The sequence below is a fragment of the Desulfosporosinus sp. Sb-LF genome (assembly GCF_004766055.1).
GTDB lineage: Bacteria > Bacillota > Desulfitobacteriia > Desulfitobacteriales > Desulfitobacteriaceae > Desulfosporosinus.
In genome coordinates this window covers 308,646-332,775 of record NZ_SPQR01000003.1, presented here as the reverse complement: position 1 = coordinate 332,775, position 24,130 = coordinate 308,646, and the positions used below count along the sequence as shown (strand labels likewise).

The 24,130-nt window shown below is 42.7% G+C and carries 23 protein-coding genes, 2 pseudogenes and 2 riboswitches; of the genes and pseudogenes, 17 read left to right on the top strand and 8 right to left on the bottom strand.

The window, feature by feature from the left end:
• Window positions 1-6 precede the first annotated feature (6 nt).
• Complete coding sequence (gene nuoF / locus E4K68_RS06185) at window positions 7-1,797, top strand: NADH-quinone oxidoreductase subunit NuoF (protein ID WP_135378076.1); 1,791 nt, start codon at window positions 7-9, stop codon at window positions 1,795-1,797.
• 56 nt (window positions 1,798-1,853) lie between these two features.
• Window positions 1,854-4,535 (top strand): formate dehydrogenase subunit alpha, encoded by a 2,682-nt coding sequence (gene fdhF, locus E4K68_RS06180; RefSeq protein ID WP_135378075.1) that lies wholly within the window; start codon window positions 1,854-1,856, stop codon window positions 4,533-4,535.
• Window positions 4,536-4,601: 66 nt separating this feature from the next.
• Here fdhF and thiC read toward each other — a convergent pair whose 3' ends face one another.
• Both thiC and E4K68_RS06170 read right to left on the bottom strand, forming a co-directional pair.
• Window positions 4,602-5,879: a phosphomethylpyrimidine synthase ThiC gene (gene thiC, locus E4K68_RS06175; RefSeq protein WP_135378074.1), complete on the bottom strand. Its 1,278-nt coding sequence runs from the start codon at window positions 5,877-5,879 to the stop codon at window positions 4,602-4,604.
• Window positions 5,879-6,222, bottom strand: a pseudogene (locus E4K68_RS06170) (thiamine phosphate synthase); the annotation flags it as partial. The pseudogene E4K68_RS06170 and the gene thiC, both read right to left, overlap by 1 nt.
• Window positions 6,223-6,369: 147 nt before the next feature.
• Window positions 6,370-6,470: riboswitch (TPP riboswitch) on the bottom strand.
• Window positions 6,471-6,840: 370 nt separating this feature from the next.
• Here E4K68_RS06170 and E4K68_RS06165 point away from each other — a divergent pair.
• Window positions 6,841-7,449: a molybdenum cofactor guanylyltransferase gene (locus E4K68_RS06165; RefSeq protein ID WP_348982838.1), complete on the top strand. Its 609-nt coding sequence runs from the start codon at window positions 6,841-6,843 to the stop codon at window positions 7,447-7,449.
• A gap of 76 nt (window positions 7,450-7,525) precedes the next feature.
• Here the strand turns inward: E4K68_RS06165 and fdhD are convergent, their stop codons facing one another.
• Window positions 7,526-8,311, bottom strand: a complete 786-nt coding sequence (gene fdhD, locus E4K68_RS06160) for a formate dehydrogenase accessory sulfurtransferase FdhD (protein WP_135378073.1) — start codon at window positions 8,309-8,311, stop codon at window positions 7,526-7,528.
• A 146-nt stretch (window positions 8,312-8,457) separates the two neighbouring features.
• Window positions 8,458-8,591, top strand: a riboswitch (molybdenum cofactor riboswitch).
• 73 nt (window positions 8,592-8,664) lie between these two features.
• Between fdhD and moaA the strand changes: the two genes are divergently transcribed.
• The 9 genes from moaA to E4K68_RS06115 all read left to right on the top strand — a co-directional run bounded on the left by moaA (window position 8,665) and on the right by E4K68_RS06115 (window position 15,947).
• Window positions 8,665-9,636 (top strand): GTP 3',8-cyclase MoaA, encoded by a 972-nt coding sequence (gene moaA / locus E4K68_RS06155; RefSeq protein ID WP_135378072.1) that lies wholly within the window; start codon window positions 8,665-8,667, stop codon window positions 9,634-9,636.
• 3 nt (window positions 9,637-9,639) lie between these two features.
• A complete protein-coding gene (gene moaC, locus E4K68_RS06150; RefSeq protein WP_135378071.1) occupies window positions 9,640-10,107 on the top strand; it encodes a cyclic pyranopterin monophosphate synthase MoaC in 468 nt (155 codons plus the stop codon).
• 138 nt (window positions 10,108-10,245) lie between these two features.
• Window positions 10,246-10,680, top strand: a complete 435-nt coding sequence (locus E4K68_RS06145; RefSeq protein ID WP_135378070.1) for an MOSC domain-containing protein — start codon at window positions 10,246-10,248, stop codon at window positions 10,678-10,680.
• Window positions 10,680-11,183 (top strand): molybdopterin adenylyltransferase, encoded by a 504-nt coding sequence (gene mog / locus E4K68_RS06140; RefSeq protein ID WP_135378069.1) that lies wholly within the window; start codon window positions 10,680-10,682, stop codon window positions 11,181-11,183. Before E4K68_RS06145 ends, mog begins: the two co-directional genes overlap by 1 nt.
• A 351-nt stretch (window positions 11,184-11,534) precedes the next feature.
• Entirely contained in the window at window positions 11,535-12,362 is an 828-nt protein-coding gene (locus E4K68_RS06135) for an NYN domain-containing protein (protein ID WP_135378136.1), read from the top strand.
• A gap of 277 nt (window positions 12,363-12,639) precedes the next feature.
• On the top strand, window positions 12,640-12,924 hold the full coding sequence (groES, locus tag E4K68_RS06130; protein WP_135378068.1) for a co-chaperone GroES: 285 nt from the start codon (window positions 12,640-12,642) through the stop codon (window positions 12,922-12,924).
• 35 nt (window positions 12,925-12,959) lie between these two features.
• Window positions 12,960-14,594 (top strand): chaperonin GroEL, encoded by a 1,635-nt coding sequence (gene groL, locus E4K68_RS06125; RefSeq protein ID WP_135378067.1) that lies wholly within the window; start codon window positions 12,960-12,962, stop codon window positions 14,592-14,594.
• A gap of 486 nt (window positions 14,595-15,080) precedes the next feature.
• The gene (locus E4K68_RS21615; RefSeq protein ID WP_348982837.1) at window positions 15,081-15,350 is read left to right on the top strand and encodes a LysM domain-containing protein; all 270 of its coding nucleotides are present in this window, start codon (window positions 15,081-15,083) and stop codon (window positions 15,348-15,350) included.
• Window positions 15,351-15,677: 327 nt separating this feature from the next.
• Window positions 15,678-15,947, top strand: coding sequence for a hypothetical protein (locus E4K68_RS06115; protein ID WP_199241698.1), 270 nt, complete (start codon window positions 15,678-15,680; stop codon window positions 15,945-15,947).
• 95 nt (window positions 15,948-16,042) lie between these two features.
• Here the strand turns inward: E4K68_RS06115 and E4K68_RS06110 are convergent, their stop codons facing one another.
• Window positions 16,043-17,257, bottom strand: coding sequence for a hypothetical protein (locus E4K68_RS06110; RefSeq protein ID WP_135378064.1), 1,215 nt, complete (start codon window positions 17,255-17,257; stop codon window positions 16,043-16,045).
• 333 nt (window positions 17,258-17,590) lie between these two features.
• On the opposite strand from E4K68_RS06110, the gene E4K68_RS20280 reads away from it, so the two are divergent.
• Entirely contained in the window at window positions 17,591-17,758 is a 168-nt protein-coding gene (locus E4K68_RS20280) for a hypothetical protein (RefSeq protein WP_158291370.1), read from the top strand.
• Between the two features lie 78 nt (window positions 17,759-17,836).
• Here E4K68_RS20280 and E4K68_RS06105 read toward each other — a convergent pair whose 3' ends face one another.
• Window positions 17,837-18,448 carry a hypothetical protein gene (locus E4K68_RS06105; protein ID WP_135378063.1) on the bottom strand — a complete coding sequence of 204 codons (612 nt, stop codon included), beginning with the start codon at window positions 18,446-18,448 and terminating at the stop codon, window positions 17,837-17,839.
• 776 nt (window positions 18,449-19,224) lie between these two features.
• Window positions 19,225-19,395, bottom strand: a complete 171-nt coding sequence (locus tag E4K68_RS06095; protein ID WP_158291369.1) for a DUF2892 domain-containing protein — start codon at window positions 19,393-19,395, stop codon at window positions 19,225-19,227.
• 67 nt (window positions 19,396-19,462) lie between these two features.
• Here E4K68_RS06095 and E4K68_RS21610 point away from each other — a divergent pair.
• A pseudogene (locus E4K68_RS21610) lies at window positions 19,463-19,691 on the top strand (single-stranded DNA-binding protein); the annotation flags it as partial.
• Window positions 19,692-19,941: 250 nt separating this feature from the next.
• The gene (locus E4K68_RS06090) at window positions 19,942-20,151 is read left to right on the top strand and encodes a hypothetical protein (protein WP_135378061.1); all 210 of its coding nucleotides are present in this window, start codon (window positions 19,942-19,944) and stop codon (window positions 20,149-20,151) included.
• A 1,388-nt stretch (window positions 20,152-21,539) separates the two neighbouring features.
• Here the strand turns inward: E4K68_RS06090 and E4K68_RS20590 are convergent.
• Both E4K68_RS20590 and E4K68_RS06085 read right to left on the bottom strand, forming a co-directional pair.
• The gene (locus E4K68_RS20590; protein WP_199241697.1) at window positions 21,540-21,689 is read right to left on the bottom strand and encodes a hypothetical protein; all 150 of its coding nucleotides are present in this window, start codon (window positions 21,687-21,689) and stop codon (window positions 21,540-21,542) included.
• A gap of 347 nt (window positions 21,690-22,036) precedes the next feature.
• Window positions 22,037-22,504: a ferritin-like domain-containing protein gene (locus tag E4K68_RS06085; protein ID WP_135378060.1), complete on the bottom strand. Its 468-nt coding sequence runs from the start codon at window positions 22,502-22,504 to the stop codon at window positions 22,037-22,039.
• A 205-nt stretch (window positions 22,505-22,709) separates the two neighbouring features.
• Between E4K68_RS06085 and E4K68_RS06080 the strand changes: the two genes are divergently transcribed.
• Together E4K68_RS06080 and hpt are read left to right on the top strand one after the other, a co-directional pair.
• On the top strand, window positions 22,710-23,372 hold the full coding sequence (locus tag E4K68_RS06080; RefSeq protein WP_135378059.1) for a hypothetical protein: 663 nt from the start codon (window positions 22,710-22,712) through the stop codon (window positions 23,370-23,372).
• 181 nt (window positions 23,373-23,553) lie between these two features.
• Window positions 23,554-24,096 (top strand): hypoxanthine phosphoribosyltransferase, encoded by a 543-nt coding sequence (hpt, locus tag E4K68_RS06075; protein WP_135378058.1) that lies wholly within the window; start codon window positions 23,554-23,556, stop codon window positions 24,094-24,096.
• Window positions 24,097-24,130: the final 34 nt, after the last annotated feature.

Here is a 24,130-nt window from a genome sequence, read left to right as displayed (position 1 = left end):
AAAGTGATGGCTGAGAACCAACGGATTCTAGTTTGTGCAGGGACGGGTTGTGCATCTTCGGGAGCACTTCCGATCATCGATATCTTGAAAGAGGAGATCAAGCGGCAAGGACTTGAAGAAACCGTAAGCATCGTTGGTACAGGGTGTCAAGGGTTTTGTGAAAAAGGACCGACGCTCGTTATTGAGCCACAGCATATATTATATACCCGTGTAACAGGGGAAGATGTTGCGGAAATCGTAGCTCAGGATATTATGAAAGGCGAACGAGTTGAACGCCTTCTACTTTTAGATCAAGAAACTCAAAAACCAGTAAGTACTTTATCCGATATCCGTTTTTTTGCGAAGCAACACCGAATTGTTCTTCAAAATTGCGGAGTTATTGATCCCCAGAAGATTGAAGACTATACCACACGAGAAGGGTACAAAGGTTTACAAAAGGCTCTCGCGGAGATGTCCCCCGATGATGTGATTGAAGAAGTTAAGAAAGCGGGACTCCGCGGGCGCGGTGGTGCCGGTTTTCCAACGGGGTTGAAGTGGGGTTTTTGCCGTCAAACACCAAACGATAAGAAGTATATTATATGTAATGCTGACGAAGGAGATCCTGGGGCGTTTATGGACCGCAGCGTGCTTGAGGGGGATCCGCATTCCGTGATCGAGGGAATGCTCATCGGTGCCTATGCAATCGGGGCAGACGAAGGATATGTTTATTGTCGTGCAGAATATCCATTGGCAATTAAGCACCTTGGAATAGCAATTAAGCAAGCGGAGGAAGCAGGCTTCCTTGGAGATAATATTTTGAACTCGGGCTTTAACTTTCACTTAAAAGTTTTTGCCGGGGCAGGAGCCTTCGTTTGTGGGGAAGAAACCGCTTTGATGGCATCAATTGAAGGAAAACGTGGAATGCCGCGTGTAAGACCACCCTTTCCCGCTGTTAGTGGACTATGGGGCAAACCAACCAATATTAATAACGTGGAAACCTGGTCGAATATTCCTCATATTTTGCGTAACGGGGCGGAATGGTATGCCCAGTTCGGAACTGAGAAAAGTAAAGGTACGAAAATCTTTGCCCTGACTGGGAAAGTCAATAATACGGGCCTGGTGGAAGTTCCTATGGGAACGACGCTGCGGGAGATCATCTTTGATATTGGGGATGGAATTCAGAGCGGTAAGGCCTTTAAGGCAGTGCAAATTGGAGGACCTTCAGGTGGGTGTTTGCCTGAGAACATGCTTGACCTTGCAGTGGATTATGATACTTTAACGAATGCCGGGGCCATGGTTGGTTCGGGCGGTCTTGTGATCATGGACGAGACCACCTGTATGGTGGATATCGCACGTTTCTTTGTTAATTTTTCCCAGAAAGAGTCTTGTGGAAAATGTACCCCATGCCGAGAAGGAAATAAACGGATGTACGATATTCTGGATAAAATCGCCAAGGGGGAAGGAAAACCGGAAGATCTCGACATATTAGAGAATCTTGCTCTAACCATCAAGGAAACATCCCTTTGTGGATTGGGTCAAAACGCACCAAATCCGGTACTGGCAACTCTTAAATATTTTAGACATGAGTTTGAGGCGCACATTCTAGAGCATAAATGTCCAGCACATGTATGCTCAGCTTTACTGAGCTATACAATTGATGAGGAAAAGTGTAAGAAATGTGGACTCTGTGCTAAAAACTGTCCAGCTAATTGTATTTCGGGAGATAAGAAGACATCGTATAAGATTAAAGAAGAGGAATGCATCAAATGTGGAACATGTATTGAAAAATGCAAATTTGGTGCTGTTAGCCGAGCCTAATAAGGTCGTGAACCTAATCCCATATGGGATGGACAAACTGAGAGGAGTGAAAACTTTTGGAGTGGCTTACAATAAAAATTGATGGACGTGAAGTTAGCGTTCCCAAGGGAACGACTGTCCTTGAAGCCTGTCGAATGAACAATATTCCAATTCCAACTTTGTGTCATGCCCCGGAGCTTACTTCTGCTGGCGCTTGCCGTTTGTGTGTAGTTCAAATCGAAGGCATGCGAAATCTTCCCCCGTCTTGCGTCACTCAAACAACACAAGGGATGAAGGTAGAAACACAAACTACAAAAGTTCGCAATGCACGCAAAACGGTCTTAGAGTTATTGGTAGCGAATCATCCGTTAGATTGTATGACCTGCCAGAAGATGGGAGACTGTTCTTTAGCTGAGTATGCCTATGAATATGGTGTAACAGGTGAGGTTTATCAAGGGGAGAAACGTAATCTTCCCATTGATAGCGGGAATCCTTTCATTTTAAGGGATCCTAATAAATGTATCTTGTGTGGAAAATGTATTAAAGCGTGTACTGAAATTCAGGGGAAAAGCATTCTGGACTTTTCCTTCCGTGGCTTCGATACCCAAGTGGGTCCGGCATTCAATCTCCCCTATCACGAATCTGATTGTGATTTCTGTGGTTCATGTGTCTCAGTCTGTCCAGTAGGAGCCCTGACTGAAAAGCAAATGGCCGGTAAGGGACGCCCCTGGGAAGTGTCGAAAGTCCAAACCACTTGCCCATTTTGTGGGGTAGGCTGTAACTTCGACCTAAATGTTAAAGACGGAAAAGTTATTGGAGTGACATCGAATCCCGATGCACCAGTCAACGGAAAAGCCTTATGTGTCAAAGGTCGGTTCGGGATGGATATGATTTATAGTTCTAATCGCTTGACGACCCCTTTGATTCGGAAAGATGGAGTGTTAGTCCCTGCAGAATGGGATGAGGCCTTAGATTTAATCGCCACCAAGTTCCGTGAGATTAAAGAAGAGAGTGGCCCTAATGCTATTGCGGCATTAAGCTCTGCCCATTGTACGAACGAAGAAAATTATCTGATGCAAAAATTCATGCGCGCAGTGGTTGGTACGAATAATATCGACCACTGCGCAAGGACCTGACACGCTCCCACTGTGGCCGGTCTGGCCACTTCATTTGGCTCGGGAGCGATGACTAACTCAATTAATGAAATCCCAAATACTAAGGTTATGTTTGTAATTGGTTCAAACGCAACAGAAGCTCACCCGGTGATTGGAACCAAAATGAAGCAAGCGTTAGCTAATGGCGCAAAGCTGATTGTAGCTGATCCTCGGTGTATTGATCTTGCTGAGCATTCGGATATTTGGTTAAGACTTCGTCCTGGGACAGACATTGCCCTGATCAACGGGATTATGAACATTATTCTTGCGAACGGATGGGAAGACCGCTCGTTCATTGAGGAACGCACGGAAGGATTCGAACAATTCCGAGCAACGATTCAAAAATTCCCTCCTGAGGTAGTTAGTAAAGTAACTGGGGTTCCCGTGGAACAACTTGTGGAGGCGGCTAGAATCTATGCGACGGCGGAACGAGCACAGATTTTCTATACGCTAGGGATTACGGAACACACCTGTGGTACGGATAATGTCATGAGTTTAGCGAACCTAGCTATGCTCACAGGAAATATTGGTAAAGAAAGCTCAGGCGTTAACCCCTTACGCGGACAAAACAATGTCCAGGGTGCCTGTGATATGGGAGCACTGCCAAATGTATATCCAGGATACCAACAAGTCTCAAACCCAGAAGTAAAGGCGAAATTTGAAGCCGCTTGGGGAGTTCCTTTAGATCCTAATCCCGGGTTTATGATTCCTGATATGTTTGACGCAGCAGTCAGCAAAAATCTACGGGCACTGTACGTTTTGGGAGAAGATCCAGTGATGACAGATGCTGATGCCAACCATGTGCGTAAAGGTCTGCAGGCCCTCGACTTCCTCGTAGTTCAAGAAATCTTTATGTCTGAGACCGCTAAACTGGCGGATGTAGTGTTGCCAGGGGCTAGTTTTGCAGAAAAAACGGGTACATTCTCGAACACGGAACGTCGAGTGCAAATGGTTAATAAAGCGATCGAGCCTATTGGAAACGCAAAGGCTGATGGGGACATCATTTGTGAATTGGCTAACCGTATGGGTTACTCCTTCCCATATCAGTCTTCGGAAGAAGTTATGCAGGAAGTGGCGAAGCTGACTCCCCAATTTGCAGGGATTACCCATGCTCGTTTGGGTACGCAAGGATTGCAATGGCCGGTGCCGCATGCTGAACATCCAGGAACCAAGTTCTTACATGAAGGAAAATTCAACAGGGGTAAAGGACTGTTTGTGTCAGTAGACCATCAGTTACCTGGGGAACAACCTGATGAGGAGTATCCGTTCTTACTCAATACGGGGCGTAAACTTTCCCATTATAATGTTTTCACGCAAAATTCGAAGGGGTTAGAGGATTACTCACCTGAAGAGTTAGCAGAGATTAATCCTTCTGATGCCAAACGGCTCGGACTAGAAGACGGTGAAGTCGTCAAGGTGGCATCCCGTCGGGGAGAACTGGAAACAAAAATAAAGCTGACGGAACGAGTACCCCTTGGAATGGTCTTCATGACTCTGCACTATATGAAATCCCCCACCAACGTCTTGACTAATGGGGCGTATGACAAAGTCACTAAGACTTATGAGTACAAAGTCTGTGGGGTAAAGATTTCAAAAATTAGTTAATACAAAAAAATGGGCCTTCTCTTTAATGAAGGTCCATTTTTTTTGTATTATCGCAGTTCAATAAACTTATTTGTCCATAATGCGGTTCATGAGGCGCATCGAACACATTTCTCCGCACATGGTGCAGCTGTCTTGGTGCTCGGGGGCGGACTCTTTACGATAACGCTCCGGTTTTTCCCGGTCCAAGGCTAGGTCAAACATTTTTGTCCAATCCAAAGCCTGCCTAGCCTCGCTCATCTCTCGATCCCATGCTGCAGCGCCGGGTACTCCTTTGGCGATATCTCCGGCATGAGCTGCAATCTTGGCCGCTACGATCCCTTCACGCACGTCGTCCAAAGTAGGTAGACGAAGGTGCTCAGCTGGTGTCACATAGCAGAGGAAATCCGCTCCTGCGGAGGCGGCTAAAGCTCCACCTATAGCACTGGTGATGTGATCGTAACCTGGCGCAACATCCGTGACCAACGGTCCCAAGATATAAAAGGGTGCACCGTGGCATAGCTTTTTCGCTATCTGGACATTTGCTACAACTTCGTTCAAGGGAACGTGGCCAGGTCCTTCAATCATGACTTGAACATTGCGTTTCCAAGCCTTCTGAGTTAGTTCTCCAAGGACAATCAATTCGGAAATTTGAGCTCCGTCTGTAGCATCCCCGATACTACCAGGACGGCAAGCATCCCCTAGGCTCAAGGTAACGTCGTATTCTGCGCATATATCTAGAAGATCATCAAAATACTCATAAAAAGGGTTTTCCTTCCCGGTTAATTCCATCCAGGCATACAGTAGGGAACCACCCCGGGAGACAATGTTGGTGACGCGGGAGGTCTGTCGGAAGTGCTGGGCGGTTTCTTGGTTGATGCCGGCGTGGATTGTTACAAAATCTACACCGTCTCGGGCGTGCTGTGCTACCACAGCTAAGAACTCTTGGGGTGTAATGTCTTCCAATTTTTTGTCCAAGTAACCAAGGGCATCATACATAGGAACCGAACCGATCATAGCTGGGGACATTTCGATGAGCCGGTGGCGAAATTCAACGGTTTTACCGTAGTTGCTGAGATCCATAATCGCTTCAGCTTTCATGTCCAGAGCCATGCGTACTTTGGCCAGTTCACTGTCGAGGTTGGCACAATCTGGGGAGATACCCAAATTGACATTAATCTTTGTCTTCAGTCCCAAGCCAACACCCTCCGGACTTAAAGAGGTGTGATTGTGGTTAGCTGGGATGACAATACTGCCCGCCGCTACTCGAAGTCTAATTTCCTCAGCCGTCAGCCCTTCTTTCGCGGCGACTGTTTGCATTGCCGCTGTGATGACCCCGTTTTTGGCTTGTTCCATCTGTGTACTCATCAAATCACACTCTTTCTATATGCTTCATATTGCGAATAGGTCTGTGTCTCCATAATACGTTGTAAACTCTTTATCTTACCCGGAATGTCTAGATTGCCCACAATCTCGGTGACAAGGCAATGGTCCGAGCTCCCGCCTTAACAACTTCGGCCAGATTGTGCTCCTTGATGCCGCCAATTGCGACGAACGGGATCTCCAAATTCTTGACGACGTAGTCTAAATAGTCCAGTCCTACTGGATCACACACATCGATTTTGGTATGGGTGGCAAATGAAGGTCCTACTCCGATGTAATCTGTGCCATCCTTTACAGCAACCTGTGCTTGAGCAGGCGAATGGGTGGAACAATTTGCATGGAACAGCCTTCCTTTCACTTGATCACGTACGTGTTTACTGTGGTTCCCGTCTTACTGCCATGGTACCAGGGAGGGCTTAAACTATAAAAAAAATGAGAACTGCGGTAAGCAGTTCTCATTTATATTCCTAAATATAAGTAAAACGATTAGCTTTCCTCCGCTGGTATTACCCAGATCAGGTTCAAAGGGATCGAGTTTCCTCATCTCAGCCCCGAAGGGCACCCCTAGCAAACGACGTATTTAGTTGAGTGGGCATTAATACTTGTCCAGTTAAGTATTAATATCATTATATAACTAAACGATAGAAGTGTAAATTAAATAGATCATTCCCACTTTTCCTGCCTGAGGTGTCTTCCATACGAGAGACGCAAATGCCTGAGGAGGAGAGAGCAGGTCGATCGTATCATGAGCTATTCAAGATTACTAATGTGACAGTAAAAGTTTGATGTGGTACATTAAGGTATATGAAAAATGAAAAGTGACCGATGCGATCAGAGTCCCGTAACTATTATTAAGAACGGATTCGGACACGCTTCTCGTCTGCTGAATACGAGGAGGTCTTCAAAAATTACTAAGTCACTACAGAAACCCAAGGAGCAACTTCCAATGTTGAACGCTACCGGGATTTTATTAGCCGGTGGGAAAAGCTCACGAATGAATAAAGATAAGGCCTTCCTTGAACTGGAGGGCAAGCCTTTAGTGGAGCGGAGTTTAACTGTCTTACAAGGAGTATTTGCAGAAGTTTTGATTAGCAGCAATAAGCCTGAACTGTATGCAGGCTATGAAGTACCGGTCATTTTAGATGAGATTCTTGGCCGAGGCCCTTTAGAAGGTCTTTATCAGGGTTTAAAAGCGGCGACCTATGATAAGGTTTTTTTCGTGGCCTGTGATATGCCATTTTTAGAAGTAGATCCCATCCGCTTTTTGGCAAAATGGATTCCGGAGTATGATGTTGTTGTTCCACGGCTTCAATTCGGCCTCCACCCACTACACGCCTTTTATCATCGACGTTGCCTTCCCGCAATCAAAAATAATCTCGAGGCAGGTTGCCTCAAGATTATTGATTTTTATCAAGCTTGTTCAGTGAAATATGTGGGAGAAACGGAACTAGAAGCCTTTTCAAATTTGAGCGACGTCTTCTGTAACGTGAATACACCTGAAGAATGGACTGCTATCCTTAAACGAAAAAGGACACTTACATCAAATGACTATTAAACTCAATGTGCTTATTAACTGGACTCGTTTAGGTACCTAAGCGAGATTCGACTTCAAACCGTGAAAAGCGAAATTATCAGCGAAGAATTCGCTCAGGGCAGGTATAAATATTAAGGCGTTGCTCTCTGGCAAACCCCACAACGGTGATATTTAGAGCGGTAGCTTGAGAGAGGGCCATGTCCGTAGGTGCACCACGGGCAATGAGAATGGGCACCTTCATTTTGGCAACTTTGAGTAGTATTTCGGAAGAGACTCGGCCACTGAAGAAAATTACATGGTTTTCAAGATTTAAGTTTGATTGAAAGGCCTTGCCACTAAGTTTATCAAAGACATTATGTCTGCCGATATCATAGCTTGTTAGGAGTACATTGCCCTGAGAGCCCACTCCGCCACTGTGTATTCCGCCGGTTTCTTGAAAGAGCGGAAGATAGGACTGCAAAAACTTAGCATAATCATAGGCTACCTGGAGTGGTATGCGTAGGTTCGATGTAAGCGGTTTAACCATCAGGACATCATTTGCAAAGCAAAAGGAGGCTCTACTTTTGCCACAACAGGCGGAAACAAATCGTTTGCTCATGAGTTCTTTTTGCAACAGACATGGTTTTCCTTCCACCCAAACCAAGTGGTCTAAAGGATCGTGGCGCAGCTCATAGACGTCTTCAGGTACACGGATAAATCCTTCATTCAGTAAAAATCCGAGGGTGAGTTCTTCAGTTTGGGAAGGGGAGCATAAAAGCGTCGCAATCTCTTCACGGTTGTAGTGAATGGTTAAGGGAACTTCTCGAACTACTGCGTCTTCCATATTTTCGAGTAGTGGCCCGTTTGCTTTAAGAATGGAAAGGGTAACCGTTTCGTTTGGCATATAAACCTCCCATAAACATTTCTTTCTTCTAGTTTACAATATTTTCAGAGGAACCTGAATTGTTTTTTAATAAAAAGATAAAATGTATTTGAATAGAAAAAGGAATTCCGCTCTTTATAACGAATTAATCATTAACAGATTAAATTGAATCGTCATCGCTCCGAAACTGGATCCCCTAACGCATAAGCTATGGTGACCAGACTGGTGTCTTAAAGGCACTCGGGTATTATGGGAAACTGTAATATCTCCTGTTGGAAAGGAGTCTGTCGGCAGGTGGAATAAAATTCCCCGGTTGTTTACAGACCGCGGGTTTTTTTATTTGCAAAAATTTAATCTTGAAATGAGGCGTCGCAATGCAGGATCAATTTCTTAGACAAATTGACTATCTACGAATCTCAGTGACGGATCGTTGTAATTTACGCTGTAAATACTGTATGCCAGTGGAAGGAATACAGTGGATGCCACATGACTCCATTCTTTCGTTTGAAGAAATACTGCGGCTCATGAAGATAAGTATACAATTAGGATTTCGCCGTTTTCGTATAACGGGGGGAGAACCATTAGTTCGGAAAGGAATTTTAGACTTTTTACGTGAGGGAGCTCAACTTCCAGGGGTTGAGGATCTCATGCTGACAACCAACGGTATGCTACTTCCGGAAATGGCCTTCGATCTGAAAGCTGCTGGAGTACACCGCGTCAATATCAGTTTAGATACGATGGATCCGGAACGTTTTCGTGATAATGCCCGTGGGGGTGATGTATCCAGTGTAATCCAAGGGATTTTTCGTTCGCTTGAAGCGGGTCTCAATCCTGTTAAAATTAATGTGGTAGTTGTTCGTGGGTTTAATACGGACGAGTTACCGAACTTCTTGACGTTAGCTAAACAATATCCGCTTCATATTCGTTTCATCGAACTTATGCCGATTGGAATTAGTTCAGAGCATCGAAACGATTTTGTCTCCATCCAGGAAATGAAAGAACTTTTAGAAATCCAGGAATACCATCCAACACAAGACATTACTGGTGGAGGGCCTGCGGAATATTTCCGTCCAAATGGTTTTAAAGGAAGTATCGGTTTTATTAGTGCCATGAGCCGCCATTTTTGTGGTACGTGCAACCGTGTGCGATTAACAGCAGACGGAAAGCTTAGACCTTGTTTACATAGCAAACATGAAGTGGATTTGCGAACAAGTTTGCGAAATGGAAGCACGGATGCAATGATCCTCGATCGCTTTGCAAAGGCAATATGGCATAAACCAGCGGAGCATCATATGAATGACGAAGCATGGCAAGGTGAACGCGTAATGTCACAAATCGGAGGGTGAAGCATGGATTTAACGCATTTTGATGAAGAAGGACGCGCTCGTATGGTGGACGTCAGTGACAAGGCTGAAACAGCCCGTATCGCGGTTGCTCATGGAAAAGTGCTGATGAAGCCGGATACATTGGAGCGTATTCGATCAGGCCAAATCGCTAAAGGAGACGTATTGGCAGTGGCCCAAGTTGCGGGGATCATGGCAGCAAAGCAAACGTCTCAGTTAATTCCTATGTGTCACCCGTTGGCGATTACGGGGGCGAAACTTAAGTTCAAGCTTATTGAACCGGGTGAGGTAGAGATTGAAGCCCGTGTGAAGGTTCATGGAAAGACTGGCGTGGAGATGGAAGCCCTAACGGCTGTAAGTGTTGCAGCTTTAACAATCTATGATATGTGTAAAGCGATCGATAAAACAATGACAATCGGAGAAATCTATCTCGTGGAAAAATCGGGGGGTAAAAGTGGCCATTTTATTCGATGATCGATCAAGTTCAACTAAATAGTTTAGTATAACTTTGTAATTTCTTATCTATGATTAACTGCATAAGTCGCGATAAGGTTTTATGTTAAAAGAACTAGTAGGAAAGTAGAATAGTTTTGAATGAAAGAAGGTATTAACATGGGTAAAATAATTGCTGTTTGCACAAGTGAACGAAAAGGTATGCGCAAGAAAAATGTAGGTGAAGGGATTCTAAAAGTTAACTTTGGCCTTGAAGGAGATGCCCATGGAGGGGATTGGCATCGCATGGTTAGCTTACTAGCGATGGAGAGTATCAAAACTATGCAGGATAAAGGATTAAATGTAGGACCGGGAGATTTTGCGGAGAACTTGACGACTGAAGGAATCGAATTATTCACTCTTCCTATTGGAACAAAGCTTAAGATTGGGGAAACAAGTGTTGGGGAGGTCACACAAATTGGCAAGGAGTGCCATACGAAATGCGCGATCTTTTACCAGGCTGGGGACTGTGTAATGCCGAAAGAGGGAATCTTTATTCGGTTGTTGGAAGGTGGACCTGTTCGCGTTGGAGATAGCATCGAGGTGATGGATTAATGCTTCGAGTGGGAGTGATTACAGCAAGTGACAAGGGTTCGCGTGGAGAACGGGAGGATCTATCCGGCCCAACTCTTGCTAAGCTTGTTGAGGGCATCGGCGGGGAGGTTATTGAATATGTTGTGCTCCCAGACGACCAAACTAAGCTTGAAGAAACGATGCGCCAATGGGCTGATGAACTTTGCTTAGATTTGATCTTGACAACGGGTGGAACAGGATTTTCAATGCGCGATGTCACGCCAGAGGCCACGTTAGCAGTGGCAGATCGGATGGTGCCGGGTATTGCTGAAGTGATGCGGATGGAAAGCCTAAAAGTGACACCTAAGGCTATGCTAAGCAGGGCGATAGCAGTCCTTCGGAAACGAACGCTTATTATTAATATGCCAGGTAGTCCTAAAGCGGTACGTGAATGCTTCGCCGCAATTGCTGCAGCAATTCCCCATGGAATCCAAATTCTCAAGGGGGAAGCCAGTGAATGTGCAACTCCGTTAAAACATAATTAGCGACTACTATATAACGTTTAAGTACAAAAAAAGGTTCTGCAGGGATGTTAATTTACTCTCAAGTGAGGTTAAGTCAGTCAAATGTCGTCTATAAAGTTAATGAGATATAAGGGGTTGTAACAAAAATTATTGCCAGTTTGTTACAGCCCTCTCTTTGTTTTGGGATTTCCATTTAATCCCAAGGAATATTACATTTTCATAGGATCTTCCAATTCTTCATTACTGTAAGACGTATCTGAAAACAGGCTAGAACTCGAACCTTTTATACTCCTTTTTAGAGGTAGCTTGTCACGTTTGTCTTAGTTCTGCGTAGGATGGTATTAAAGAGAAGTGGCTTGTGAGGTGAACAAATTGAAAGCCATCGCATTTGTAGATTACGAAAACATTTGGACAGGGTTACTGGAACGAGGGTATGAATTAACGCCAGAGGAGTTAGTAGAATTTATTCGGTTCTATTGCACGAATATACAGGCAGATTTATTGGCCATCTATCTTTACGCCAACTTCGACCGAGAGGAGTTTTGGAGAACACAAACGACGTTTGAGAAAACGAATGTCTTTACACGTCATGTCTTTGGAAAGAACAATTACTCTAGTACCGGACTTCGCCATAATGCCGCTGATTTGGAGTTGATGCTTGAAGCTCAGGAAATTTTGCTCACACGGGCGGCAACGTTTGACCTATTTTTGTTGCTTACGGGGGATGGAGATTTTCTTTCACTCTTAAGAAAAGTTCGAGCTTGGGGTAAGGATGTAAAGGTGATAGGAATAGCAGGAAGTGTTCATCAGTCGCTGCACCCTTATTGTGAAGGAGATGATCTTTTACAGTGGGTCCTCAATGAAAAGCACGAAGCGGAGTATCATCCAGAGCAAGATCTGGAACAAGGGATTCGAGTTTTAGGAAATCTTCAGATTCGCCTACCCTACGTTGCGTCAACAAAGGCCAGGGCCGCCTTGACGGAATCACTGGGACGATCTATTCCACAGGTAAAAGAATTTATCCGGTACACGATAAAAGAAATTATGCTCATTGAGAGAGAGCATTCAGATCCAAAACTAAAAATTGGCAAAACCAAAATATATCTGCTTAATTTGCAGAATGTTACGGTTCAGAAAGCGTTAGGATCTATGTGCGAAGAAATATCTGAGAGACAATTAAAGTTAATTTTAAAAGAATAGGTATGCATAGAAGGGCAACAATCTGGTAACTATAGTGTTAGACGAAGTACGAATGCGTCTGGGAGGGGGCCTTGTGAGTATTAAATATCTAACGGGCCTAAAATAGTAAGCAAAGACTCGATTTCTAGAGGAAGTTATAGTTATTTGCTTGTTTTTGGAGTATATGGGGGGTTGCTTTCCCGCAGCCCCTTGCATATTATTATAGATATATTGTTAGCACTCAATTGAGGCGAGTGCTAACAGATATTTAACAAAACATTAAGGAGGGACTTTCTTCATGAACATTAAACCTCTCGCAGACCGGGTGATCATTAAAGCACTCCCAATGGAAGAAAAAACTAAGAGCGGAATTATAATGCCGGATACCGCTAAGGAAAAGCCACAAGAAGGCGAAGTTGTTGCTGTAGGTCCTGGTAAAATGGAAAAGGGTACTCGCCTAGCCCTTGATGTTAAAGTAAGTGATCGTGTAATTTATTCCAAATATGCAGGTACCGAAGTAAAGTACGATGGTGAAGAATACTTAATCCTGAAAGAAGCAGATATTTTAGCAATTATTGGCTAGTTCATTAAATTTAAATTTTAAGGAGTGAATATACGTTGGCAAAACAAATTATTTTCAATCAAGATGCACGTCACGCTCTAGAACGTGGTGTCAATGCTCTTGCTGAAGCTGTTCGTGTAACCCTAGGACCTAAAGGTCGGAATGTAGTCCTTGACAAAAAATTCGGATCTCCTCTGATTACGAACGACGGTGTAACAATTGCCCGTGACATCGAATTAGAAGATCCGTTTGAAAATATGGGAGCACAACTTGTTAAAGAAGTGGCTACCAAAACTAATGATGTGGCCGGAGACGGGACAACGACGGCGACTGTTTTGGCACAAGCCATCATTCGTGAAGGTCTTAAGAATGTCGCAGCTGGTGCAAATCCAATGGGCATTAAGCGTGGGATTGAGCTAGCAGTCGAAGCTGTTGTTGCAGACATCAAAGCTAATGCAAAACTCGTTGAGACAAGTGAGGCCATTGCTCAAGTAGCCTCGATCTCTGCCAGCGACAATAATATTGGCCAACTTATTGCTCAGGCCATGGAGAAAGTCGGTAAAGACGGCGTAATCACGGTTGAAGAAGCTAAAGGTATGACGACCGAACTCGAAGTGGTTGAAGGAATGCAATTTGACCGCGGATATATTTCTCCTTACATGATTACTGATACTGAAAAAATGGAAGCTATACTTAATGATCCTTTCATCCTGATTACAGACAAGAAGATTAGTGCAATTCAAGATGTCTTACCAGTGTTGGAAAAAGTAGTACAAGCGGGTCGACAATTGATGATCATTGCTGAAGACATTGATGGGGAAGCACTGGCAACCCTCGTTGTCAATAAGCTTCGCGGAACGTTCGTATGTGTTGGAGTGAAAGCACCAGGCTTTGGCGATCGCCGTAAAGCGATGCTTGAAGATATTGCCGTACTCACAGGTGGAACAGTCATCACTGAGGATCTTGGCTTAAAACTGGAAAACACCACCATTGATATGCTGGGACGATCCCGTCAAGTTCGTGTCACTAAAGAAGAAACCACGCTCATTGAAGGATCTGGTAATACAGAGGACATCAAGAAACGTGTAGAAGCTATTAAAAGACAAGTCGAAGATACCACGTCAGACTTTGATCGTGAGAAGCTCCAAGAACGTTTAGCAAAATTAGCCGGCGGTGTTGCGGTTATTCAAGTCGGTGCAGCAACTGAAACAGAAATGAAGGAGAAAAAACTCCGCATTGAAGATGCCCTCGCTGCGACCCGTGCCGCTGTTGAAGAAGGAATTGTTTCCGGCGGTGGTACGACTTTGGTTGATGCCGTTCACGCTCTGGATCAACTCAACCTAGTTGGTGACGAGAAAACGGGTGTTGATATCATTCGTCGTGCTCTCGAAGAGCCCCTCCGTCAAATTGCCAACAACGCTGGTCACGAAGGTTCTGTCGTCGTTGAGAAAGTTCGTTCCTCTGCAAGAGGCACTGGCTTCAATGCACTAACTGAAGTGTATGAAGACATGATTGCCGCTGGTATTGTTGACCCAGCGAAAGTCACACGTTCGGCCCTGCAAAATGCAGGTTCCATCGCTGCTATGCTCCTAACCACTGAGTGTTTGGTTTCCGACATTCCATCAAAAGATGGCGGAGCTGCTGGCATGCCTGGAATGGGTGGCATGGGCGGAATGGGCGGCATGATGTAATAGATGTCAAAAAACCCGCGTATACCAAGGGTTTAGGCCTTGCTTGAACCCTATACTATCCCCAAAGATAACGAAAAGGTAACGCAATGGAATAAAGGATATCCATACCTGATAAAGGTATGGCTTCTGGTTAGAGGCTTTTCATGAGTTTACTGAACTTTTGGAAAGCCTCTTTCTTCATTGTTTTTGTGGTGTGCATATAGACATGTTTTATACTGGACAATGGAGCAGGGGTGTTGAGTTCAAACTATGTCCCTATCATAGAGGCTAAGGTCGCAGAGTGGGAGGCGGAATTCGATTCGGCTGAAGCAACTAGACAAACAGAATTTGACTCAATAAAGTCTGCTTATGAACTTGCACTGCATGATAATACCAACGTTGAGATCATTGTAGCAATGCTAGGCCCTTTATATTTGCTCAAGATATCAAGAAGTAATAAATTGCCAAAATACTATTTGACACAAATATGTAAATATATAGTATAATATGTCGACATCATTTAGTCCTTCCGTTTTATGGCCGGAGGGACTTTTTTTATTTTTTGCACAAGCACTAAGAAATCATCTTTGGCATAATCTGGAGTGTAGTCAAAAAGAGGGGGTTTATAGTATGTATCATCATGTACGCAAAGGTGAAACTCTGCATCATATAGCTAGACATCACAGGACACACGTTCATCATCTGATTTCCTTGAATCCACACATTAAGAATCCGCATCTGATTTATCCTGGCCAAAAAATTAGAGTTCATAAATAGGCTGAGTGGCTCGTATAGATGTGAGAAAAGGAGAGCAATTGAGCTCTCCTTTTTTTATTTTAAATGGAACGAACTTCTTGCAAGTTGGCGGTTTTATTTCTTCAAGACGTTTATTTACTATTCTGGGTCTTATTATATCCATGTGCTGAGTTCATAAGCTGGCATGTATTGTCTATTGACTTTCTATATACATCCTCTATTTACATTCGTTCCCCTCATCGTTCAAAACGGTGGGGGCCCTTCTCCTGTGCCCTAGGTATCTGTATAAGATGTAGGGGGGAGGGGCAGGCTAAACGTTGAGGTGAGAGCGTTATGGTTGTTTATAGTGTGTGGAAGGATCTAATCAAACCAACAATATTTGGATATATTATTGTGTGCGCGATTCTAGCTGAAATTGTTGGTGTGTATTACTTGTATAGTAACTATCCTATTATGGTAGATATTTTTGCTTCCATGCAACCGCGTTATGCAGTTCAAACCGCGACGTATCATGGAAGTGCGAAAAATGTTGGCATGGAAACTTTTGATAAACTATATAATTACATAGGCGTGGAGACCAGGGAATTGTTGGATCACATCATAGACGCCGTGGATTAACTTCGGTGTCTATGATGACACGCTGAAGGAGAGCTTAGCTGCTCTCCTTTTTTATTTCTTAAATAAGTATACGGTTAATGTTAACGATGCTCTCTTTAGGTTTGTTGAGTGTTTGACGTAATATTATCCAAGGTTCCTTCTGTATAGCCAATATGCCAAGCTTTTTCCTTCGAGCAGGCAGAATACCAGATGCGAAATTTAGGAGCATCTCCAGGTTCCAGAACAAAACTGCTTCGGTAAATGTAACCATTGTCCCATTGATCACTGGCACCGGCTACAAGTAATGATCCCAGAAGTGGCATTGTAATTTCTTTCGGTTGTGACATCGGTGCGGTTGCATAGAGCAATTGACAGTCTTTAATCGTTCCTTGTTTAGGCCATCCAGCAACTAAAAAATCAATTGTTTGTTTAATGGGATTAGGCTTAGCTGCAATATGCCAAGGAATATACCCGCCATTCCATGTATCCCAAGGAACACTACAAGGTTGTCCTGAACTCCATGTTATACCATCTGTCGAAGCATATAAATGCATTGTCAAATTTCCGTCAGTAGTCCACATATACCACTCATTTGCACTTTTTCTCCAAACCGTCGGGGATAGAACTAAACCTGTTTTTTTGTAGTCCCAAGCTTTTTCAAAACAGAGGATTTTGTCGCTTTGCTTATAATCGGAACTAATTTTTTTAACCCAAATTTTTTCAAAAACATTCCCGCTATATTCGCGCCAGTATAGGATTAATGTATTTTGATCCGGGTCATAAACCAACTCCGGGTCAGAATTATAGTTACCGTTTAAGGAGCCTAGCGGCTTTAGGGCTAACGGATTTTTAATGTTTGGTGGGTCAATCCAGGTTAATCCATCCTTGCTGACCAAAAGGCTAGGATTTTCAAAAGCACTATTGAAGTTGGGATAAGGGGTAAAGACCATCCAATAACGGAATTCTCCCCAAGTTTCAATACCATACTCTGTTTTGAAATCGATTACGCTCGGATGAACTGCTTGACCAGAACGATCATAGGTAGGGGTTTCTATGTGATTAAATGCATTAATAAAGGGCTTATTAATTATAGGCTGAGGCTGGGGAGATTGGACTTCGTCCGCAATAACTAAAGCTGGTTGATGACGTACTAGCTCTGTATCATTTTTTAATGAGAAAAGACCAAAAAAGTGAAAACCTGCAGCCGCCCCGATAAATGTTTTTAGGAAAGTTCTTCTTGTTATTATATTGGTTGAGCTAGGGTCCGGATTTATCATTTTTAATACCTTTGAATTACTTTTAAATGCAGCAAGCATTTTTTTAACCAGCATCTCTTCTTCCTCCCAACAATTACCACCCCGGTGCACTGACCAATGTTGACTTAGTTAAAAAGTATGTGGAAAAGCTTTGCATAGAGACAGAAATACGTATAATTCATGATATGTCTTAAAGGTCTAAATATCTATTCTAAAGTTTAATACACCCTAATATTTTAAGAAACAAGTAAAGGCTAGCTTGGATCATCCTTTATAAAAAAGCCCTCAAGCGGACAATAAAATAGCCCTTAGCCTTGAACTAAGAGCTTATTGATACGTCTATTCCTTCGCCTTTTTTATTTCTTAGACTGACTTCTGGATTTACCTCACTGATTCAATCAACCCCGATTGGGCCTGCTGTACGCCGTTTCGGACGGCTGCCTTGATGGTGTATGTGTGTCGTTAAGTTATCAAGCTCCCGATCTGATTGCACCGGTAGTAGCCACAAAAGACCCTGCACCCGGGGTTGATGTGGTTCACAATCGGCATAAGAAGGCAACTAAGGCCCCAGCATAATGCTGGGGCCTTAGTTGCCTTCTTATGCCGGGATTTTATTATCCTGTCGTTTAGCATAGAAATTCCATAGGCATCTAATTAATGTCCTGCATGATGGGGTTGTGATTGATCAAACTCATTACTATACCTGAATGAATATGGATAACTTGCCGCTGACTTAACTTGTCTGTACGGCTCATTATTGGTTTCTTTAGGTGATGCAAATATTGTTGGATCTGCTAACAAGGTTATGGCCTGTGCTGAAACTAACCCATAAACAAGATGGTTCCATATAGCAGAGTAAAACGTCTTTGTCAGACCGAACTTCTTTAATACACCAAATTTTTGCCCACCTATAAGACTACCTAGAGAAAGTGCCGAAATAAGCGCACCTTTAAGTAAATGATGATCCTTTCCAGTTTTTCTTAAGATATAAGTTAATGGAATTCCCCAAATTGAACCTATTGCTAAATGTGTTATTTCACCTAAAATAAAATTCTTCCTTTGTTTTGTTCTGAAAGGAGCTACAAATAATCCACCAGCAATATGTCCATATAAAGTTTCTGTTTTTCCTGCCTTAAATATTAACAGATTAGATATATCCATAAAGATTGCCCCCATTAAACCTCCTAGAAGTCCAATTGTAATTGAGTCCTTCATCTTGCCAATCTTTTGTAACGAATCTGTTAATTTCATAAATAACCTTAACATTTTAAAACCCCCTTTATGCTGTTAGATTGCTCCTTATTAAGGTAATCTAATAATGTTGATTTTTACCAAAATCATTATCCCGTACATTTATTATCGATAGTATTTACATACTCTCTCCCTCCATCCATCCTAGTGAGGGGCTTTATTTCTCAAAGAAGCCCTATCTGCCATTTCTATTCTATTATGTCCAAGTAGAAAGTCTGAAAGCAGTTAGATATTTATATGGAGAGAGGTCGCTGAGTGCATCAAACATAACCGAACCCAAGCTCTATCTCGTATAGCTTGACCACAAAAAGACCACGGAGGCATATAATAATAAAAAATACTACATCTTAAGCACTACATGAATTCTATAAATCCTTCTATACTATAGGTTTTCCCCTATTGTAAAATCGTTTGCTGAACTTCGAGAAGCCTCTTACTTCATTGCTTTTGTATGCATATTACGTATTTTTAGTCTTACCGAGCAGCTCAACCGAAGGGCCGTTAAAGCCATTGCTTAGTTCAAGCAGTCGCTTAAGTAACGACCAGAACTCAGATACATCCGTGTAAATCTCGAGAAAAGTTTCATCCTTAGGATCGTCGGGACACATCATAAAGGTAAGTTTTCAAGGTGCTGATTCATAGACTTGAAGTAAATTTTTATCATCAACTATTTCAATCTTTAGCCTTCCAGACATTAGGCACATCCCCAATCCCCTTGTTCAAGTGTGTGATCAAAGTTAATGTAGATCAATTCGCTCATGGGTTGACCAACCCATTATGTCATAAACAATTCAGTAGCCTATCGTAGCCTCGAAAATGATAATACCAGCAAGGTAAATAGCAGCGGGGTACATCCAACCCTGGGCGATACGCATCATAACTAAACTTAATAGAACTAACCCAATTACAATGCGAATGGCCCGATCCTTTACGCCAAGATTCCTTTGAAACTCAAGTTGCACAATTCGTCCCTCACAATCAATAAAGATAAGTTAATCTTTCCCCAAAAATATCAGGGTATTCCTTAGGCTAGCAATCGATCGAAACTTTAAAAATGTTCAGAGAGAACGAGAGGGAGACTTCATTTACTGTGTGGTGTAAGGACTGCTTGCCAGCTTTGTTTCAAATTATCTCGCTAAGGGGAAATGGCGGCACTGGATGTACGTATTCAGATTGAATATATACGGGACAAGGTGGGCAAAAGCGTTGGGTTACGCGGTGGAAGTCGGAAGAGTTCGGAAAGTTCGCTCGGGCATGAAGTTACCTAGACGATGACATCCCATTTTGAGTGATTACTAAGCTGAATGCTAATGGTCTATGCGCGCAAGGTTTGTGCTAATCGATACATTTAAGCATTTTGGGCAGACATAAACAGGGTTTTTTGCGGCTGGAATAATGTTCATTTTCAGGGTTTCAGCCGTGTATTGAATCCACTTACTTAAGTGGTCCATACTCTGGCAATTAGGGCAACTCAATAACACTGTCGTTTCACCACCTCGGGTTAGCTTATGAACGACAGGAGACAAGTGTTACAGGGTAGAGAGGAAGACGAGATGGGCAGAGATATTAAGTTCAGGGCTGAGGATAAAACGAACCAAATGTTCAAAAATCAAAGATTTACTCGAGCTAGGGGCAATCATGAGAAATCTATTAACCGATATATCCTGATGCTCCGGATGCACAAAACGCAAAGGGGGGGGGTTAATGCTCAGCATTGATAAATGTCCAAAAAGTACTGGTAAGAATTGAACGCACCACGCTTTAGGCTCGGAATGAACGAAAGATTATTGAACTTAGATTTGGATCAAGACCTGAAACGTGGCAACGAATAGACAGCCAAGTTGGGTACGCCGAAAGGCAGTGTGGGAGATTCATACAAAGGCTTTAAGGTTTGCGATAATAAGCTTTATGCACTTAATTCAGTATTTGGTCAAAATACACAAAAATGATGTCCATTTTATGTCCAACCTTCAGGGCTGAAAATGGTTAAAAATAGTAATATTATCAAAGCTGTTCCGAAAGGGGCGCCTTTCTATTGCACAAATAAAGAGCCGCCCTTTCGGACGGCAGGTTCTTATCTTATTCGTCAGCATCTCCCCAAGCCTTACCCAGCCAAACTGCACCCGCAATGCCAAGAACGTGGAGGGCTAACCAACGTGGCTCCATTAAACTGTATTTGCTTTTATTCATTCTCATCATTTAGATTACCTCCTCATGCTTTTGTATTAACAAATCTAGTTTTTGTTATTTCAAACGTAAAGATACACGTTAAAATTTGTAAGCAAAAAGATATTAAGCGAGGCGTGGAGAAATCCACATCCTTTCTTTATTCTCTCAAAGGCAGTGACTACCTTGGACAATCCTAAGTATTGTCACTATAATACGTTAGATCCAACAGACAAGGCTAACTGTCCTAACTGCAGCCATTAGGGTGGAGAGAGATGTAAGGATGATACACTACTAATTGAGCATTATCAAGAGAGCAAAGCGTTTAAGACGTTTGGTCATATGATGCGGGGTAATAAGAGAATACCAGGGTCAATGTAAAATAAAAAAACGCCTAGGTGCAAAATACCTAGGCCGAGTCCCTATAATCATACATTCAGCCCCCATAGTAGGCTCACATAAGAATGAAAGGGTTCTTGAGATAGTCTATTTAGCATGTCCGTTGGATGTTCATAGGGCAATAATGAATGGCCAAGGCCCATGGGACATTGCGCAAAAGACCTCTGGACGCGGGGGTTTTTTAAATGGAATGGTAATATGGTTTATGATAACAAATGAAGTAAGAGGAAAATCCTGTATAGTTGAAGCCCCTGGTTGTCATACCAAGGGCTAACGCTTGTCCTATTAGATCACTGAAAACCTATCATACATCTTCGTCTGTTCGTCTAGCATGAAATTGATCTAAGACAAGAGCCTATAAGATCAAAAACAGAAGAAAGAGCTGCAGGACGTTAGGCTTGCTTCACACATATAATATATGTTAGTTTGTTTGTCCAATAAGGTACTTTTTATTTTATAAAATGTAACGGAACCTCGTGTAAGTTGGTGACGTTTAAAGGCTACCACCTTTTCAGATGATAGCCTTTTTAATAATAGTTCTTTAGAATATAACCCCTAAAGCAATAAGAATCAGAATCGCTACTGCAATGATACCAACACCTACGCCACGACCAACGCCATAAGCAGCGACTGGGGCAACTGGAGCGACAGGGGTAGGACAACATGCCCCACCATAACCCATTCCGTACATTTAATTTCCTCCTTTCAAATTAGAATACAATTCCCATTGCGATAAGAAGTAGAATAATTACCACTACGGCTGCGATTCCAGCTCCTAAGCCATGACCTGCTCCGCAAGCCACTCCATCAACACCACCGAATGCCATTTGCATTTCCTCCTTTATTAAGAGATGGTGTATACTATGCATAGTGTGGAATATATGTAACAATATGGTAAATAAAAATATTATGAGGACTTGTTTTATAATGGGTAATATCTAGTTTTAGATGAGATGTAGAAAGAGGCTTTTCATAGTTCGCTGAACTTGTGAAAAGCCTCTTTCTTTTGGCGATTTTGGATGTGACGAGATAATCCGATCAACGATTCGATTGTCTCTCTGCCGGTATACGATGGGTCATGTAGTCACTAAGCCATAGTGTATGAAATTCTTCATCAAGAAGATATTCCATGAGTGTCGTCCGAAGTTCAGTGTAATGCTTACTTTTACTCTCCATAATAAAGGTTCGATACGTTTCTATTGCCTTGTTTTCCAGGGCTACGCCTAGCTTGCAAGTATTATCAGGGCCAGTGGAGCCTACCATTTCACCGACAAAATTTCCAGCTAATTTAAATATCGATCCTACAAAGGTGGGGACCTCGATTTGTGCCTTTTCTAAAACTTGGGCGAAAAAATCCGCGTGGCCTCTTTCAATTTGGACCATTTTTTCGAATGCCTTGTTATAGTATTCGTCGGTCGATGCTGAAACCTGCGTTTCGTAAAAAGCTACCTGAAACGTTTCTAAGGTATAGAATTCTTTAAGGCGAAAAATTAATTTGTCATCCATTGACTCAACCTCACATTCCGAAATAAACGGTTATGTCTATCATTCATCGGCTCGGGTCTTTTTATCCTGCGTAAATGTGTATCATTATTTCTGACAGTAGCTGGATGTTTGGTGTTAACTTAGAATACATTTGGTACACCAAGTGGAATAGGGCAAGCTAATAACACATATTAGTAGGGTAAGAACTCCGCCAGGGGGGCATGAGATGAAGAAAAGAGGATTATGGTTACTTATCGGAATCAGCATCGTGTTGATAGGGGGACTCTTAGGAAGGTATTTTTGGCAACCAGACCCCACTAATTTGGTGACACAAGGCTTAGAACGATTGAACGGAGCGACCTCTTTTCGCTACAGTCTAACCCAACATCAATGGGTCGAGGGAAAAGATCGCGTACTCACTCAGATTCTAGGAGAAAAGGATGGTGGGAACACTCGAATCTTAGGGCAGCTGGTCGGCAGCGAAGTCGAGATTATCCAAGTCGGAGATTCAACCTATAACAAAGACCCCTTCAGCAAGAAGTGGATCCGGTATGCCAATGCTCCAGCAGCTCAGGAAGTCTTTCTGGCGGAGTTAAACCCTTTGTCTTCGCTACAAATGAAAGAACTTGGAGAGGTGATGCTTAGCGGCCAGGAGAAAGTCAATGGAGATAGGGTATGGGTATGTCATTTAAAACCTAGTGTTCAGAATCAAATGATGGAGGCATTTTGGACCGATTTCCAGTATACGCTTTATATTCGTAAGTCCGATAAAACGCTCGTCAAAGCCACGATCGAAGCGAAAAATAAAGCTAAGTCCGACCCCATGACGATGACACTTGAGTTTAAGGATATTGGAAAGAAGCTTACTATACAAACACCTAATATTTAGAAGTGGAACGAGGTGGGATTATACCCAGTAACGGGTTATATCCTTCCTCTTTATTTTTAACTTTAAATTCTATTTTATGTTTAAACCATAATTGATTTATAAAAGCGTTTGCACAAAGGACGAGCCTCTGATATAGTTTTGTAATAAGTTTTAGAATGTTTGAATACTGGAGGGGTCCTGAATGGAAGAATATATTGAGAAGGTTTTAATCTCACGAGAAGATCTTTCAAAACGCGTTGCTGAACTAGGGGCTCAAATAACTAGAGATTACGAAGGAAAGAAAATTTTGGTTCTCGGAATTCTGAAAGGTGCAGTTCCTTTTATGGCGGACCTCATCCGAGAGATCAAATTGCCTTTGGCGTATGACTTTATGGCACTATCTAGCTATGGGGCGTCAACGCAATCTTCTGGCGTGGTGCGAATTCTCAAAGATTTAGAACGTAGTGTCGAAGATGTGCATATTTTGATCGCTGAGGATATCGTGGATACAGGATTGACGCTAAAATACTTAAAGGAGAACCTAAAAGCGCGAAATCCCTTGAGCGTGAAGGTGGTTACCTTATTAGACAAAGCAGCTCGACGTCAAGCAGATGTTTTTCCAGACTACAATGGATTTTCGATTCCCGATGAATTTGTAGTGGGGTATGGTTTGGACTTCAACGAAGAATATCGCAATCTGCCCTATGTTGGTGTGTTAAAACAGGAAGCCTATGAGATTATCTAAGAAATAATTTGATGATTTATTTTTAAATATAATA

Excerpts from the sequence above, each read along its gene's own strand:
- nuoF (WP_135378076.1), top strand. The coding sequence starts at position 7 with ATGGCTGAGAACCAACGGATTCTAGTTTGTGCAGGGACGGGTTGTGCA.
- thiC (WP_135378074.1), bottom strand. The coding sequence starts at position 5,879 with ATGAGTACACAGATGGAACAAGCCAAAAACGGGGTCATCACAGCGGCA.
- E4K68_RS06165 (WP_348982838.1), top strand. The coding sequence starts at position 6,841 with ATGTTGAACGCTACCGGGATTTTATTAGCCGGTGGGAAAAGCTCACGA.
- fdhD (WP_135378073.1), bottom strand. The coding sequence starts at position 8,311 with ATGCCAAACGAAACGGTTACCCTTTCCATTCTTAAAGCAAACGGGCCA.
- moaA (WP_135378072.1), top strand. The coding sequence starts at position 8,665 with ATGCAGGATCAATTTCTTAGACAAATTGACTATCTACGAATCTCAGTG.
- moaC (WP_135378071.1), top strand. The coding sequence starts at position 9,640 with ATGGATTTAACGCATTTTGATGAAGAAGGACGCGCTCGTATGGTGGAC.
- E4K68_RS06145 (WP_135378070.1), top strand. The coding sequence starts at position 10,246 with ATGGGTAAAATAATTGCTGTTTGCACAAGTGAACGAAAAGGTATGCGC.
- mog (WP_135378069.1), top strand. The coding sequence starts at position 10,680 with ATGCTTCGAGTGGGAGTGATTACAGCAAGTGACAAGGGTTCGCGTGGA.
- groES (WP_135378068.1), top strand. The coding sequence starts at position 12,640 with ATGAACATTAAACCTCTCGCAGACCGGGTGATCATTAAAGCACTCCCA.
- E4K68_RS21615 (WP_348982837.1), top strand. The coding sequence starts at position 15,081 with ATGTCGACATCATTTAGTCCTTCCGTTTTATGGCCGGAGGGACTTTTT.
- E4K68_RS06110 (WP_135378064.1), bottom strand. The coding sequence starts at position 17,257 with ATGCTGGTTAAAAAAATGCTTGCTGCATTTAAAAGTAATTCAAAGGTA.
- E4K68_RS06105 (WP_135378063.1), bottom strand. The coding sequence starts at position 18,448 with ATGTTAAGGTTATTTATGAAATTAACAGATTCGTTACAAAAGATTGGC.
- E4K68_RS06090 (WP_135378061.1), top strand. The coding sequence starts at position 19,942 with ATGAACGACAGGAGACAAGTGTTACAGGGTAGAGAGGAAGACGAGATG.
- E4K68_RS20590 (WP_199241697.1), bottom strand. The coding sequence starts at position 21,689 with ATGTACGGAATGGGTTATGGTGGGGCATGTTGTCCTACCCCTGTCGCT.
- E4K68_RS06085 (WP_135378060.1), bottom strand. The coding sequence starts at position 22,504 with ATGGATGACAAATTAATTTTTCGCCTTAAAGAATTCTATACCTTAGAA.
- E4K68_RS06080 (WP_135378059.1), top strand. The coding sequence starts at position 22,710 with ATGAAGAAAAGAGGATTATGGTTACTTATCGGAATCAGCATCGTGTTG.
- hpt (WP_135378058.1), top strand. The coding sequence starts at position 23,554 with ATGGAAGAATATATTGAGAAGGTTTTAATCTCACGAGAAGATCTTTCA.